This window comes from Paenibacillus sp. JT22N7, assembly GCF_059383875.1.
The window spans coordinates 279,036-292,563 of sequence record NZ_JBXENY010000007.1 but is presented as its reverse complement, the minus strand read 5'-3'; the positions used below and the strand labels follow the sequence as shown (position 1 = coordinate 292,563).

Sequence of the window (13,528 nt, the reverse complement as noted above, 5' to 3'; positions counted from 1 at the left end):
TTCCAAGTCGTGAGGACGAAATTTCATATATGACTTATTGCCCAGGTGATTAAAAAATGAATAAGAATCCAAAGAAGAATAAACCAAAAGAACACCTAATTGATTTTTTAGAGTTACGAGAAATAATAAACAGCTACGATCCCTTGGGACTTATTAAGGGTGGGGCCCCTGAAGATGAACATGATAATTTAACAAGTGAATTGCAAAATTTACTTTGTGGAAATAAATTGAATGAAATCCGTCCTCTATTAATTAATTGCTATGAATGGTATGGGTCTGATCCCAATGAAATAAAAGATGAATATGTTGAGAGATTTCAGAAGAAAGTTGATGAAACTCTTAATAGGATTATGGGATGGTATAAACACAAAAATGACAATGAATGAAATAGGTGATTAAAATATGAGAGAAAATCAATTTTGGTTTTTTATTAAAAAGGAATTAAATGATATAACGGAGTTACTTCAAACTGCTCTAGAGTTACCTGAATATTACCGGGATTATGAAGATACATGGGAGTGGTGTGAATCCCAAACGGATCAAAATACGAAATATTATTTTAATATTGCAAGAGAACATAATTGGGAACAAGGAGAATATGAATGTCCAGTGATGCTTACAATAAAGAATACAAATAAATCAATTGATGAAATAGGAACAATAATTTCAGAAAAATTGGAAGTAAGAGTTTATTATGGCCAAGTTCAATATGAGCGTTCTTTAAAGTATTCATATAACAGGATTAGTGAATGGAGTATTAATTAATTTTCGTAAATAACAAGAACGTAATCGCAATTGATTAAAATTCATGAGTATTGGAGGTATTCGATGAAGCTGAATTGCGATTAGATAATTCGGGAAACAATAAGCTTGATTCCTATGTTCACTTCATGTTATCAAGTTCATGAATAAAAGAAAATTATATATAAATCTATCACCTAGGAAGTGACTTTGTGCCTGCATATTTTTCGGTGTATTATTCTTTTCCTTATTCATCTTTTTCAATTGATTTTGTAGAAGAAGTTTATAATTCATTTTATAATTACTTCCCTTTTAAATCGGGCTATTGGGAGTCAGAAAACAATACACATGATGAAATAATTTCTTGGAATACGAACTTATTATCTAAGAAATTCAAATTGGCTTATGATCAGCATGTTAAACATGGTTATAAACAATTATTGTTAGACTCTGAGCAGTTTAGTCATATTAGATTGTTTTGGATGTATCAACCTAATGAAATTATACTACATATGATAATACCTGAAGATGAGATAGTCATTGGAGATGGTACATGGATATTTAGTGGCCAGCAGCTTTCTCCTCTTATTAATCTTTCAATTGATTTATGGAACCAACATGATTTAAATAATATTCAGACCTATAGGGAATTTGGCGCTCCGATTAATTCAAGGGAAATTGTGAGTGGTGAACAACCATCTATAGATCCATTTTGCATAGTAGATAGTGAATCTTTCATACAAATTGAGGGTTCCTTGGATAATGTAAACTGTGTGAAACTTATAAATAATGGAGTCATGATAATTGAACGTGAGTATGTGAGTTTAATCGGAAAAGAGAGATGACTTCACTGAACACCATATTAGCGCGGCAGGCATATGTCCGTTGTTTTTACTCTATTAAGTCGATGGGATATCGTGAATACGAAAGCGTTAGATGAAAGAACAAGAAGTCTTATTTTGGAGGAACTCAATGGAGGTATTTATTAAAGAGAATGGTACAGCTCATGAAGATTTAATCGTAAGCTTTAAAGAAATGGAATTATTAGTCATTGCTGATACTTATTATTTTGAGATAGAGGATAAGATACAACCTGAAAGGGATGGTTCCTGTAAGATAGCTGCATCTTTAAAAAGTCTATTATCATACTGGATTGAAAACATAATTAACCTCGATAGTAAAGAAGAACGCTACTTACCAATTGATTTCTCAGATCAATATACAGGATGTTTTAGAATCAGAAGAGTTAGTAATCAGCAAATAGAAATTTCTTATGGTTATTCTTTAAGAGAGGGATGGAGCGTCTGTCCATCAGATCCCAAAGAATATGCTATATCAATTCATGATTATAAAGAAACCTCGAATAAATTATTAATAGGACAGGATAAATTAATAGAGCAAATAGTACGATCTCAAGAACGGTTGTGAGTGGTTAATCATATCCACGGCCTCCCATCGAGCTTAAGGTGGGTATAGCGCCCAAAATACAGGAACGTTATCTGAAAGGTACGAAAGGCAGGTTGAAAAAAATGAGGAAAGAATTTAATTCGACAACCATCGAATTGATACATGGGGACATTACAAAATCTGAAGTAGAAGGTATTGTCAATGCTGCAAACACTAGTTTACTAGGCGGTGGAGGCGTAGATGGCGCCATTCACCGTGCCGGTGGAAGTGAAATACTTGAACAATGCAAACAAATAAGAGCCAGACAAGGTGGTTGTGCTGTAGGAGAAGCCGTTATAACGACTGCTGGTAAGTTGAGTGCGAAATATGTCATACATACTGTAGGGCCGGTATGGAATGACGGAAAAAATAATGAGGAAGAAAAACTGCAAAGCTGCTACATAAATAGCTTAGAACTTGCATGTAAGCATAATATAAGAAGCATAGCTTTTCCTAACATAAGTACAGGGATATATCGATTTCCCAAAAATGTTGCAGCTCAAATCGCGCTGAAGTCAGTCAAAAATTATATTGAACTGCATTCAGCTATAGATAGAATACAATTCGTTTGTTTTGATGAAGAAAACTATCAGATCTATCAGAAGATGCTTGAAGAATCGGGTATGTAAGTTCAAACAGCAATCTCAAGAAGGTAGAAACATCAGATAACATCGTATACAAATACCAGAACTCTAAGCATAATTACTGCAAATTTTTTAAGGGGAGTTGATCGAGAAGTGGATCATATTCGGTTTCCTATAGGTCAGTTTAAACCAGTAATCAATCCAACAAATGAAGAACGTGTTTTCTTCATCAATCAAATACCAGAAATTACAAAGACATTAAGGACTATTTTGAATGATTTGGAGCCTGCTCAAATTAACATTCCATACCGCAAAGATGGCTGGACAATAAAGCAAATCGTTCATCACCTTGCTGATAATGATATGAATGCTTACTTAAGATTTAAGAGGGCGCTAACTGAAGATGAACCGATGGGAAACTCTTATCGGGAAGATTTATGGGCACAATTAAGCGACTATAAAAATATACCTATTGAAGACTCTATATTACTAATTGAAATACTTCATAGACGATTTCTGGTCTTGCTTAACCATTTAAAAACGGAAGATTTCAGGCGAATTTTGAAAACTCAAGTTTTAGGAGAAATAACATTGGATATAGCACTTCAAAGATTTGTATGGCATAACCATCATCACATAGCTCAAATCCAATCTTCTGTTAAAGTGAATAACTGGCCAGTTTGGGCCACAGAACCAGTTGAGATTAAGATTCCTGATTCCACCTGGTTAGTGAAGGGGACACAAGAAGTTGATCGTTTAAGAGAAAATCTTTATCCTTTCGGGGTGAGGGATATAGAACATATTGGTAGTACGTCAATTCCCAATCTTCCAGCCAAACCAATTATTGATATGATGGCAAAAATCAAGACCTATAATGCTTTAGAAGAAATCATTGAAAGTTTAAAAACTGATAATTGGAATTATGTTCCACTGGAACTGGACGGGCATGAGTGGAGAAGATTTTTTGTCAAAGTTAAAAATGATAGAAGAGATTGTCATCTTCATCTGATGTTAGAGGATGAAGAACGTTGGGAAAAACAAATTAAATTCAGAAATAAACTTCGTGAACAGCCTAATTTGGCTGAGCAATATGCCGAACTAAAAAGAAAGTTAGCGGAAGAAAACAGAGAAGACAGAGAAGCTTATACAGAGGCAAAAACTGATTTTATAAAAAACATATTAGAATCGAAATAATATTTGTGAGTTTCTCAGGGTATGCCAATCCCTAAGATAACATTACATTCCTACGTCGTCGCTTAGGGCTCTCTGATTGGTGAATACAGTACCGTTATCAGACATGGATTTTTTGGGGATTAAAAGAAAAAACTAAAGGAATGATATTAATGAATGCAGCCAGAGCAAAAGAAATTATTACTTTGCTTTCCGATGGTATTGACCCGATCACAGGTGAAATCTATCACAATGACAGTCCTTATCAACAACCGGAAGTAATAAGAGCGTTATATACTGCATTAAAAGGAATTGAATTACTAGAGAAGCGCGAGAATAAAGAATTAATTGTACCTTCAAAATCAGGGAAGTCATGGAGTGAAGAAGAGGATGAAAAACTAGTAAGTGATTTTGATCAAGGAGAATCAATAAAGAACTTATCAATAATAAATGAGAGGACTGAAGGGGCAATAAAATCAAGATTAACAAGACTAGGAAGGCTTCAAGTCAAACTATAAAAATGTATGTATATCAAGAAGAAAGCCTCATTAAATAAAACATATTACAACGGAATGGCGTTGTTTTATACGATACGGACAAATACTTGATATCAGATATTATAAAGGTGCTTGGGATTCGAAATTGGATTTAAATATTATAAAAAGTGCGGTTAGGGATTTTGTTGATGCGCCAGCTGCATATGGTATGGATTTTGGCATTGATCAAGAAGGAAATATGAAGCTGGTAGAAATAAACGATGGTCATTCGCTAGGGAGTTATGGAATCAGTCCATTGAAACGACTTTACTGTCAATATGCAAGCAAAGAAGAATATTCAGACATCACGCGACCCGACCTAAGATAAGAGTTATCTAAGGCCGGGTCATGTCTTAGATGGAGAACGTTATATGAAAGGAAAGTGAAAAATGAAATTTATATTTGAGAACTTTTCATGTGATGTTGATGTTTTTTATAAAGAGGATGACCTTTTATTAAGATTTTATGATAGTTCAAGAGAGCAAGAGGAAGAAGAGATTATCAACTTGGTTATAGTAGACCCTGGATTTGGGTATCTTTGTTTAAAAGTTAAGGGTGAAGCAGCCTTGCTGAGCGGATATTTAGATGAAAGTGTTTTTCAAACTAATGAAATTGTAGAAGCTGCTATCACTTTTATAGAAAATCTATCCCCACATACAAGGAATAGTTATATTCCAAGTCATGTAGCACGATTTAGACGAACAAGTTTTATTGAATATAATGGCGAGTATTAAATTCAGATTTAACGCTACCCAACCATACAAGAACATGAAATAAAATCGGCATAATTCATAAATAGAAGGAATGGTTAAATGAAAGGAATTATTGGATCCATTTCTATTTTCATTATCTATTTGTGCTCAGGAATCTTCTTAGGAACGTGGCCGTTCAAATACGGATATGAATCATGGCTACTTTATTTAATTTCTTATTCTATAATTTCTATAATGCTTTATTATTCGTCAAAAATCGTGAATAGGTATAGAGGCATAAAAGGAATAATAATTTTTTTGATTTGGGTTTCTACGTCAACCATTTATGGAGTCATTAAAATGAAAGAAGACCATGATCTATCTGTTTCTGGAGAATTGAATAAGTTCTTTGGGTGGGAGTTTGTCTTATGGGAAGCTGGAATTCCATTATATATTGGATCTTCTCAATTAGTTTTTATTGTGGGGTATTTTGCTATCAGCACTGTAATTCTAGTAAATAATCTTCGAGACAACAATAATAAGAGAATTAGGTAGTCTAAATCTAAAAAGGAATCTATTTCACATAGCAGCGTATTCGAGCATTGTACAAATCCACAAATTCAGTTTCAGGGGGCAAAATATGTTCAAATCAATCATAGATCAGGATTCCTACATTTCACTTTTAGAAAATAGACACGCGGAAGAATTATTTGAGTTAATGGATAATAGTCGAGACAGCATTAGAGAATGGCTTAATTTTCCTAATCATACACACGAAATAAATGATACAAGGAAATTTATCGAACGAACATTAAGTTCATTTGCAGCTAATAACGGCTACTGGGTTGGGATTTGGCATAAAGGAAAACTAGCAGGATCAATTGGCTTTTTATATTTTGATTGGCATAGCAAGAAGACGGAGATCGGATATTGGTTATCTAAAGATTTTGAAGGATTAGGTTTAGTTACTAAGGCGTGTTCGTTATTTATGAAATATGCTTTTGAAGAACTTAAATTAAACAAAGTTGAAATATGCATGGCTACCAGCAATATTAGAAGTAGAGCTGTTCCAGAGCGCCTAGGGTTTAAGGAAGAGGGAACCGTTCGATGCTTCGAATTTCTAAACGGCAAATATTTAGATCGAGTAACTTACGGGATGATTGGTGAAGAGTGGAGTGGAAATTTCAAAGACCAAAAAATAAAAGGAGAATTAAATGGATAAAAGCCAAATCGGTAATGTTATATTAAGCGTCGTGATTGCTCTAGTCTTTTATTTAAGCGGATTCTTACTAAAGAAATATCCTCCAAAAGAAATCAATGTAACATATGGTTATAGAACATCAAGATCATTGAAAAATATTGATCTATGGAAAGAAGCAAACAAATATAGTGCGGAAATAATGAAGCAGTATGGGATCATATTTTTGATACTTGGATGTGTAATAAGTCTATTGTTTAAAGGGATATCCATAACGATGATATTAATAGGATTAATGATTTTATTTTTCGTTTTAATGTTTATAAGAGTAGAAAAAAGGCTTAAAGGAATGGAATTGAATAAGATAGACTAATGTTGCATGTAACTCTTAGGGTGCAAACGTCATCTAACATCGTATTCTAGTTGCGGGTCATGTGGCTCTTGGTATGGTCGAAATCGCGGAGCAGGAAGCGGATTCAACTGGACAATAACTATGAGCTGCGATCTGTTCTCTACATGTAAGACTCTCGGGTTTGTGAATACAAGAGCGTTAAGTAAAGGAACATATAACATTTTAAAAACAGAAGGGCTGACAATCAATGTCTAATGAAGAAAATAAAATCCCAGATCATCATAGTCCCCTTCGGCATATATTAAGCGAAGCACATGGAATACCTCATCAATCTATTGAATCTCTAGAAGAGGCTAAGAACTATGAAAATGCATATCTAATAATGGAGGGTGATTATGGGGGCGAAATATATGTAGTATGCCCTGTGAAAATAATAAGATGCAACTGGCAAACACTTAGTAAGCTTTTAGAAGATATAGATAATTTATATTGGAAAAATGAATATGGAAGAGGTATCTATTTTGAGTTCTTTAATAACGGAGATATAGTTTCTGGTGGTATGGGAGGGGGAGTGGCGACTAGTAGGCTTTGGGTGAATGAAGGATTACTCAACATACAAAATGAAATTTCTAAAGTCATATATGGAAAGAAAATAAGAATTAGTGTTAGTACTACATAGAAGAGTAGTATGTCATCTAACATTGAATTCACGTTACGGGTAATCTCCCTTGATCTGGAAGAAGTTCTAGGAACGGAAGTGTAATCAATTAGATAAACGCTGCGAGTCTAAGTCTGGCTACCCGTTTGAGTTGATCACTTGAGCTTCTCAGGTTCGTCATTACAAAAATTTCATTGGAAAGCAATGAAAATCAATTTTTTAAAACACATTATAGCTACAAGAAGGAATGATTACATGATGCAGATACAGAGAATCAAGGAAATCTCAGATCAAGAGGTATATCAATTCCTTTCTTACTGTATGAGTCCGAAACCGGAGCGAATTATTCATGAATGCAAAAACTATAAAACGCTAAAAAATCGAGATTTATATGGCGTTTATTTTGAAAATGAACTGACAGGAATTATCGGTTTGATCCATCATACATTGGAAACAGAGTTAAAACATATAGCCGAACATCCCAATCACAGAAATAAAGGGCTTGGCAGCAAATTGTTGGGTGAAATAAAGAGACTTTCGACATCAGCAGTGAGAAGTACCCTGGGGGAGAGCGATTTAAATGTATATATAATTTTATGGAAGCATAACATCCACAGCATAATTTGGGAGGATCACTTGACTTCTTGTAAATTATTCCGATTCCACGGATAAGGGACTTTGGAAGTCTCTTGCAAGCTGCTCTGCCAACATATACAAGCGTTCTTTATTTGACTGTTCTGTCCTAATATCCTTCCCACTTCTCCTGCCATTGTTTAGCATCCCCCTCAATAACATGAAAGAACAATACTTATTCCAGCCTTCTCCATAATCAATTGTTTTGTCTCTCCGCGAAATGAACGCATTTTGTTCATCTTATCCTCCTCGAAATCCGACCGGTCGGTCGTCCAATTACTCTATGATTTCACTTGAATTTCAATGTAATAAAAATGAGGGACATGGTGCACAGGAAGTTCACCAGGATGTTCTATTGAAAACTGTGCTGTAGTGATATATAATGTACTGCAACGATAAGTACATTGTTGGGAAGTGAGCTTGATTGGAAATTATTATCAGCAGCAACTCGAGTAAGCCTATCTATGAACAAATCACAACACAAATCAAAGCGATGGTGATGCAAGGAGAATTAAAAACAGGCGATCCGATTCCGTCTATGCGCTCGCTCGCCAAGACGATTCATGTAAGTGTAATTACAGTGCAAAAGGCATATGAAGATTTGCAACGAGATGGGTTTATTGAAACGACAGTTGGACGAGGCAGTTTTATATCTGCACAGAACAGGGATTTTATACAAGAAGAACAGCAGAAAAAAATTGAAGAGTATTTAATGCTGGCTGCGGAAACCGCACGAACAAGCGGGATAAAATTAGAAAAGCTTACGGAGCTTTTAAGCATGTTCTACAAGGGGGACTAGTCGATGAATTATAGTTTGGAAGTTAAAAATCTGTCGACGGCCTATGCCGGATCTCATTTTCATTTGGATAATGTTTCTTTTTCTGTTCCTCAAGGAAGTATCATGGGGTTTGTGGGTGAGAATGGAGCAGGTAAGACAACGACGTTTAGTTCAATTCTGAATACAATCAGGAGAGACAGCGGGAAGATCGAAATTTTTGGGGAGGAGATGACAGATGAACAACCGGACATCCGCAATCATATCGGGGTTGTTTTTGATGCCATTAATTTCCCGGGGGATCTCACTGCCGATAAATTAGCTGCAGTATTCAAAGATATTTATCAAAAATGGGACGATGATCTCTTTCAGAATCTAATTCGCAGACTTCAGGTGCCTGCTCACATCAAAGTAAAAGACTTGTCGCGTGGCATGACGATGAAGTTGGCCACGGCAGTGGCTATGTCGCATGGAGCAAAACTGTTGCTGTTGGACGAGGCGACTTCCGGACTTGACCCTGTTGTCAGAGAAGAGATGCTGGATTTATTTTTAGAGTTTGTGGAAGATGAAGAACATTCTATTCTCATGTCTTCCCACATCACCAGTGACTTGGAAAAAATTGCAGATTATATCACATTTATTCACAATGGAAGAATCATTTTAACAGAGAAAAAAGATACGCTTTTATACAATTACGGGATTGCTCGTTGCAAATCGGAGCAGTTTCAGATTATTGACAAGTTGGAGTATCTCGCATACAGGAAAAGAGGACTGCAGATCGAAATGTTGATCTCTGACAAAGCTAAGTTTGCCAAAAAGCATCGTGAAATCATCATTGATGATATAACCATTGATGAAATTATGTTGTTATTAGTTAAGGGGGATCAATAAATGAGGGGACTACTCCGCAACAATTTTTATTCCATGGCAAGCAATATCCGACTTTCCTTAATAATGGCTGGATTTTTATCATTGGTTCCTTTGGTTCTTAAGGAGTCGGCTGCGATTCCCATGATTTTGTCCATACAAATATTCCTGTTTGTTGTCAATACCGGTGCCTCGCTGCGAGTGGATGAAACTTCTAAATGGAACAAGTTTGAACTGACGCTGCCAATCAGGCGTCGTACGATTATTGGGGCGAAGTATGTGTCATTTACCTTACTAATCCTCCTTGGTGTGATTATGAGCTTGCTCACGCTTGGTTTTGTGTACGTTGCGGGTTTTGAACTCGATCCGAAGATTGTGATTTATAGTTATGGATTCGGGTTGACGTTGTCGATCACATTAGTGTCTTTGATGTATCCGATCATGTTGAAGATTGGCACGGAAAAAAATGAACTTGTCGTATTTTTCTCGGGCTTTGCTGCGATAGGGATGATGCTGGTACTTGCCGCGTTACTGGCCCCTGTTACAGGAGGCATGCAGCTTCGTCACCCGCTGGTTGGTATGATCTCTTCGTGTATGGCAACAATCCTGTTTGTCATATCCTACTTTGTGTCAGTCCACATTCATCGGAAGAAAGAGTTTAAGTAATGTAAGAGTAGCGCTGCCACTACTTCACGCGGAATCGTAGCTATAAGCAGGCATTCTTATTGAATGCAACCTACATCGGATGTTGGTAATTAGGGAGGGGAAATAATGAAGCCAATATCTATTATCTTAATTATTTTAACGGTAGGAGTATTCATTTTTTTAAAGATTTTTCAAGATTCAATTCCTAAAATTAATGAGCCAATAACTAATCTATTCGTATTTGTAGGCTTCGTAATTTTTGCTGTTATATATGGCATTTCACGAATTAGAAAAAAATAGGCTCTTCACCGTTAGCAATGCAACGAGCAGGATAGCATCTTATGCAAGTCAGGTTTAGATGATAGACGCTAATTTAAAGATGGCTGCAACTATATAATAACCCGAAGGAAGTTGATTCAATTCATAACTATCCGTCATTCATCCTTGGAGAGTACTATTGTGAATCAATTGATTTTTGGAATGAGCATATTGATTTCTATAATAGGACTTTTAAAAGTGATTTCATGATTGAGTGGAAGCATTTATTTATTGAAATTTATCCGAAAACAGGTAATGAAATTAAAGGAGGATACTTTTAAAGACTCTAGAACTCGTTTCATTAAAAAATCCCGGTGATTGGCATGTATATTGGAATCATTTTTATGATCTAAAAATCGAAGAATGTAAAACTAGGCATAGCCTATAATGTAACTCCGGTTGCGGACAGACTTGACCGCCGACGTGTGACCGAGCACCGCGTGCCGGGATGGCTTTGATGTGTGGGAGAATCATGATTGCGAGCTGGTATTCTGACAGGCGTGAAAATATATATAAACTTAATAGGAGGTGACACTCATATGTTCTATGTAAATACGAGAGCATTTATTGAGAGGAATCGAAATAAGGGTACAGAAATTATTGTCCAGGTTCGCAATAAGAAAAATGAAGAAGCCATAGAGCTGCCTGGTGGAAGATTGGAACCCTATGAATCTATATTAACTGGATTAAAACGAGAGGTGCTGGAAGAAACAGGTTTGACTGTTACAGAAGTAGAAGGCAGTGAAAAGCGTATTGACACGGTTGGCATTAATTCTGATTTTGAAGTGGAATGCTTAGAGCCTTATTGTGTGTATCAGACCATTAAGGGACCCGTGGATTCAATAGGAATGTACTTTATTTGTAGAGCGGAGGGTCAATTATTATCTGTTGGAGATGAAACCTTACATATTCGATGGGAAGCTATTGAAGATCTTTATTTATTAATGAAAAATGACCCGCGCAAATTTTCAGATGTCGATCGAGCAGGATTGAAATATTATTTAAAACATAAGTTTGGAAAGCAATTTGAATAAGCGAGTATTCTCTCATAACCATATATTCGTACTTCGGCCGCGTACCGTTCAGAAAACGTATAGGGAGGAGATATAGAATGGATATCATCTTATGCAAGTCAGGTTTAGACGATTGGAAGAGTATTCATGCACAAATTTGATAAAACGATAACAGGGTGATTATATGTATGACTATGTAAGTGTATATTCGGATCAGCATTATAGTAAAAAGATTAGAACAGAAGTTATTGAAGCTTTTTTTGTTGAGACATTACATTTTGAACGAACCAGTCGATTAAAATTTTCTAAAATGATTTACGGAGAGTTAGTTACTGCAAAAGGTATTTCTGCCAATCAGAATGGAAACTATGCTTTTGATACTTTAGATGATGTTAAGGAAATAAATTTAATTGAGATAGATATCCCCCAAGCCAGTACCGGGCAAATGGAAGACGAAATTGAAGAAATCGTATATGCGATAGCCAAAGAATTTTCATGGATCGTGGATTTACGAGAATGATTATGAAATGGAAGGGAGCTGGCCCTATGCTTGTCGTTCACTGGTCGCCAGTTAACAACACAAAAAATATTTTCCAGTGACGGGACATCTTTCTCTGAATCGCTGGTGGATGAAGGCATTAAAAAGCTTCAAAAAAGATGGAAAGCGATATAACGGTTTTATTTTCAGAGTGAAAGAGCAGGATTTGCCGGCCTATTTTAGTCATTTTATAGGTGCTGCAACGGGAGATAAATTTGAAAAGCCTATAGCAACGCTAACACAGCTAGGGGAACAAATGAAAGAGACAATTGTTTGGCGGATTGGCGAAAGATCGGTATGGCATACAGAAGAGAGGTTTAGAGCCGATATCGATTTTTTAAAGCTGGGAAAAGAAGAAATCAAAAAACAGCCCTCCGTATATAAGGAGACGTTAACCGATGCTGCTTTCATGGAATATATACTTGAGGACTATCAAATTGTATTAACGAAATCAATCGAGGCGAACCGAATCATTCGGGTTATACCGCCAACAGAGCAGTTCGGTACAATATTATATAAAAACAAGAAACATAAATATGATAAGGGGCATTTGAAGGAAGCCCAGCGCTTCGACTAATGGCCCATATTTGGAGCATAAGGAGCTTTTATGGTCATTGAAATCAATGTTTTTCTCATCATAGGCATATTTATTGTGCTGATAGCGGGGTTTGTTCAAGGGTTAACCAGCTTCGGTTTCGCGTTAGTGACTATGCCTTTTTTGGTGAAAATGATTCCGCTGCAAGAGGTCGTTCCGATCGTTGTCATCCTCAGTCTATGCACGAATATTATCGTACTCCTAAATAGTTGGCGGCATATCGCTATTCGAAAAATATGGATCTTAATCCTATCAAGCCTATTGGCTGCGCCGCTAGGAACCTTGTTGCTCGTCTATCTCAGTGCAGACCTTCTAAAAGGATTTACAGGAATATTAATTATTGCTTTTGCCGGCATACTGTTATCAGGGAAATCCTTCCCCGTCCGTAATGATAAAATCGCTTTTATACCGATCGGCATGACAAGTGGCTTATTAAATGGAAGCATCTCGCTCAGCGGGCCTCCGGTAGCGCTGTTTTTGTCCAATCAGGGATACAGCAAAAATGAATTTAGAGCCAACATAACCGTTTACGGCGTTATTTTAAACATGATCACAATAGGTACATTTTTTTATAGCGGCCTGCTGACTCCAAAAGTGATGATGTACACCTCGCTATTTGTTCCAAGCGTGTTAATCGGTGTTTTCATTGGCATTATAGCGATCAAAAAGTTAGATGACCAGCTGTTTAAAAAGCTGACCTTGTGGCTCATCATCCTCTCGGGGGTGTGGACGATTCTGGGTTCGCTGAAGCTCGTGTAGGGCCTAAG

At 36.3% G+C, this 13,528-nt stretch carries 21 protein-coding genes; all 21 read left to right on the top strand.

From position 1 onward, the window contains the following. Positions 1–56 precede the first annotated feature (56 nt). The 21 genes from AC50Y5_RS20220 (at position 57) to AC50Y5_RS20120 (ending at position 13,520) form a co-directional block, all read left to right on the top strand. Positions 57–386 carry a hypothetical protein gene (locus AC50Y5_RS20220; RefSeq protein WP_494863296.1) on the top strand — a complete coding sequence of 110 codons (330 nt, stop codon included), beginning with the start codon at positions 57–59 and terminating at the stop codon, positions 384–386. Between the two features lie 16 nt (positions 387–402). Continuing rightward, complete coding sequence (locus tag AC50Y5_RS20215) at positions 403–765, top strand: hypothetical protein (RefSeq protein WP_494863294.1); 363 nt, start codon at positions 403–405, stop codon at positions 763–765. A 188-nt stretch (positions 766–953) separates the two neighbouring features. After that, a complete protein-coding gene (locus tag AC50Y5_RS20210) occupies positions 954–1,586 on the top strand; it encodes a hypothetical protein (RefSeq protein ID WP_494863292.1) in 633 nt (210 codons plus the stop codon). 127 nt (positions 1,587–1,713) lie between these two features. Beyond that, positions 1,714–2,169, top strand: a complete 456-nt coding sequence (locus tag AC50Y5_RS20205; protein WP_494863290.1) for a hypothetical protein — start codon at positions 1,714–1,716, stop codon at positions 2,167–2,169. A gap of 101 nt (positions 2,170–2,270) precedes the next feature. Continuing rightward, positions 2,271–2,816 carry an O-acetyl-ADP-ribose deacetylase gene (locus AC50Y5_RS20200; protein WP_494863288.1) on the top strand — a complete coding sequence of 182 codons (546 nt, stop codon included), beginning with the start codon at positions 2,271–2,273 and terminating at the stop codon, positions 2,814–2,816. 108 nt (positions 2,817–2,924) lie between these two features. Next, on the top strand, positions 2,925–3,965 hold the full coding sequence (locus AC50Y5_RS20195) for a YfiT family bacillithiol transferase (protein ID WP_494863286.1): 1,041 nt from the start codon (positions 2,925–2,927) through the stop codon (positions 3,963–3,965). Positions 3,966–4,114: 149 nt separating this feature from the next. Further along, a complete protein-coding gene (locus AC50Y5_RS20190) occupies positions 4,115–4,459 on the top strand; it encodes a hypothetical protein (protein WP_494863284.1) in 345 nt (114 codons plus the stop codon). 34 nt (positions 4,460–4,493) lie between these two features. Beyond that, positions 4,494–4,805 (top strand): ATP-grasp domain-containing protein, encoded by a 312-nt coding sequence (locus AC50Y5_RS20185; RefSeq protein ID WP_494863529.1) that lies wholly within the window; start codon positions 4,494–4,496, stop codon positions 4,803–4,805. 61 nt (positions 4,806–4,866) lie between these two features. After that, positions 4,867–5,211, top strand: a complete 345-nt coding sequence (locus AC50Y5_RS20180) for a hypothetical protein (RefSeq protein WP_056041152.1) — start codon at positions 4,867–4,869, stop codon at positions 5,209–5,211. A 318-nt stretch (positions 5,212–5,529) separates the two neighbouring features. Further along, entirely contained in the window at positions 5,530–5,724 is a 195-nt protein-coding gene (locus AC50Y5_RS20175; protein ID WP_494863282.1) for a hypothetical protein, read from the top strand. Positions 5,725–5,809: 85 nt separating this feature from the next. Next, positions 5,810–6,391 carry a GNAT family N-acetyltransferase gene (locus AC50Y5_RS20170; protein ID WP_494863280.1) on the top strand — a complete coding sequence of 194 codons (582 nt, stop codon included), beginning with the start codon at positions 5,810–5,812 and terminating at the stop codon, positions 6,389–6,391. Further along, the gene (locus AC50Y5_RS20165; protein WP_494863278.1) at positions 6,384–6,740 is read left to right on the top strand and encodes an SdpI family protein; all 357 of its coding nucleotides are present in this window, start codon (positions 6,384–6,386) and stop codon (positions 6,738–6,740) included. The genes AC50Y5_RS20170 and AC50Y5_RS20165 overlap by 8 nt, the downstream gene beginning before the upstream one ends. 226 nt (positions 6,741–6,966) lie before the next feature. Continuing rightward, on the top strand, positions 6,967–7,398 hold the full coding sequence (locus tag AC50Y5_RS20160) for a hypothetical protein (RefSeq protein ID WP_494863275.1): 432 nt from the start codon (positions 6,967–6,969) through the stop codon (positions 7,396–7,398). 234 nt (positions 7,399–7,632) lie between these two features. After that, a complete protein-coding gene (locus AC50Y5_RS20155; protein WP_494863269.1) occupies positions 7,633–8,049 on the top strand; it encodes a GNAT family N-acetyltransferase in 417 nt (138 codons plus the stop codon). A gap of 385 nt (positions 8,050–8,434) precedes the next feature. After that, the gene (locus AC50Y5_RS20150) at positions 8,435–8,809 is read left to right on the top strand and encodes a GntR family transcriptional regulator (RefSeq protein WP_056041156.1); all 375 of its coding nucleotides are present in this window, start codon (positions 8,435–8,437) and stop codon (positions 8,807–8,809) included. A gap of 3 nt (positions 8,810–8,812) precedes the next feature. Continuing rightward, complete coding sequence (locus tag AC50Y5_RS20145; RefSeq protein WP_494863267.1) at positions 8,813–9,676, top strand: ABC transporter ATP-binding protein; 864 nt, start codon at positions 8,813–8,815, stop codon at positions 9,674–9,676. After that, positions 9,677–10,318, top strand: coding sequence for an ABC-2 transporter permease (locus AC50Y5_RS20140; RefSeq protein WP_494863265.1), 642 nt, complete (start codon positions 9,677–9,679; stop codon positions 10,316–10,318). A gap of 836 nt (positions 10,319–11,154) precedes the next feature. Beyond that, positions 11,155–11,649: an NUDIX domain-containing protein gene (locus AC50Y5_RS20135; RefSeq protein WP_494863263.1), complete on the top strand. Its 495-nt coding sequence runs from the start codon at positions 11,155–11,157 to the stop codon at positions 11,647–11,649. Between the two features lie 163 nt (positions 11,650–11,812). Further along, the gene (locus AC50Y5_RS20130) at positions 11,813–12,148 is read left to right on the top strand and encodes a hypothetical protein (protein ID WP_494863261.1); all 336 of its coding nucleotides are present in this window, start codon (positions 11,813–11,815) and stop codon (positions 12,146–12,148) included. A 109-nt stretch (positions 12,149–12,257) separates the two neighbouring features. Continuing rightward, on the top strand, positions 12,258–12,743 hold the full coding sequence (locus AC50Y5_RS20125; RefSeq protein WP_494863259.1) for a hypothetical protein: 486 nt from the start codon (positions 12,258–12,260) through the stop codon (positions 12,741–12,743). 30 nt (positions 12,744–12,773) lie between these two features. Further along, positions 12,774–13,520 (top strand): sulfite exporter TauE/SafE family protein, encoded by a 747-nt coding sequence (locus tag AC50Y5_RS20120; protein WP_056041166.1) that lies wholly within the window; start codon positions 12,774–12,776, stop codon positions 13,518–13,520. Positions 13,521–13,528 lie beyond the last annotated feature (8 nt).

What these genes read in the sequence shown, in the direction of transcription:
- AC50Y5_RS20220 (WP_494863296.1), top strand. Translation starts at nt 57, where the DNA reads ATGAATAAGAATCCAAAGAAGAATAAACCAAAAGAACACCTAATTGAT.
- AC50Y5_RS20215 (WP_494863294.1), top strand. Translation starts at nt 403, where the DNA reads ATGAGAGAAAATCAATTTTGGTTTTTTATTAAAAAGGAATTAAATGAT.
- AC50Y5_RS20205 (WP_494863290.1), top strand. Translation starts at nt 1,714, where the DNA reads ATGGAGGTATTTATTAAAGAGAATGGTACAGCTCATGAAGATTTAATC.
- AC50Y5_RS20200 (WP_494863288.1), top strand. Translation starts at nt 2,271, where the DNA reads ATGAGGAAAGAATTTAATTCGACAACCATCGAATTGATACATGGGGAC.
- AC50Y5_RS20190 (WP_494863284.1), top strand. Translation starts at nt 4,115, where the DNA reads ATGAATGCAGCCAGAGCAAAAGAAATTATTACTTTGCTTTCCGATGGT.
- AC50Y5_RS20180 (WP_056041152.1), top strand. Translation starts at nt 4,867, where the DNA reads ATGAAATTTATATTTGAGAACTTTTCATGTGATGTTGATGTTTTTTAT.
- AC50Y5_RS20175 (WP_494863282.1), top strand. Translation starts at nt 5,530, where the DNA reads ATGAAAGAAGACCATGATCTATCTGTTTCTGGAGAATTGAATAAGTTC.
- AC50Y5_RS20170 (WP_494863280.1), top strand. Translation starts at nt 5,810, where the DNA reads ATGTTCAAATCAATCATAGATCAGGATTCCTACATTTCACTTTTAGAA.
- AC50Y5_RS20165 (WP_494863278.1), top strand. Translation starts at nt 6,384, where the DNA reads ATGGATAAAAGCCAAATCGGTAATGTTATATTAAGCGTCGTGATTGCT.
- AC50Y5_RS20160 (WP_494863275.1), top strand. Translation starts at nt 6,967, where the DNA reads ATGTCTAATGAAGAAAATAAAATCCCAGATCATCATAGTCCCCTTCGG.
- AC50Y5_RS20155 (WP_494863269.1), top strand. Translation starts at nt 7,633, where the DNA reads ATGATGCAGATACAGAGAATCAAGGAAATCTCAGATCAAGAGGTATAT.
- AC50Y5_RS20145 (WP_494863267.1), top strand. Translation starts at nt 8,813, where the DNA reads ATGAATTATAGTTTGGAAGTTAAAAATCTGTCGACGGCCTATGCCGGA.
- AC50Y5_RS20140 (WP_494863265.1), top strand. Translation starts at nt 9,677, where the DNA reads ATGAGGGGACTACTCCGCAACAATTTTTATTCCATGGCAAGCAATATC.
- AC50Y5_RS20135 (WP_494863263.1), top strand. Translation starts at nt 11,155, where the DNA reads ATGTTCTATGTAAATACGAGAGCATTTATTGAGAGGAATCGAAATAAG.
- AC50Y5_RS20130 (WP_494863261.1), top strand. Translation starts at nt 11,813, where the DNA reads ATGTATGACTATGTAAGTGTATATTCGGATCAGCATTATAGTAAAAAG.
- AC50Y5_RS20125 (WP_494863259.1), top strand. Translation starts at nt 12,258, where the DNA reads ATGAAGGCATTAAAAAGCTTCAAAAAAGATGGAAAGCGATATAACGGT.
- AC50Y5_RS20120 (WP_056041166.1), top strand. Translation starts at nt 12,774, where the DNA reads ATGGTCATTGAAATCAATGTTTTTCTCATCATAGGCATATTTATTGTG.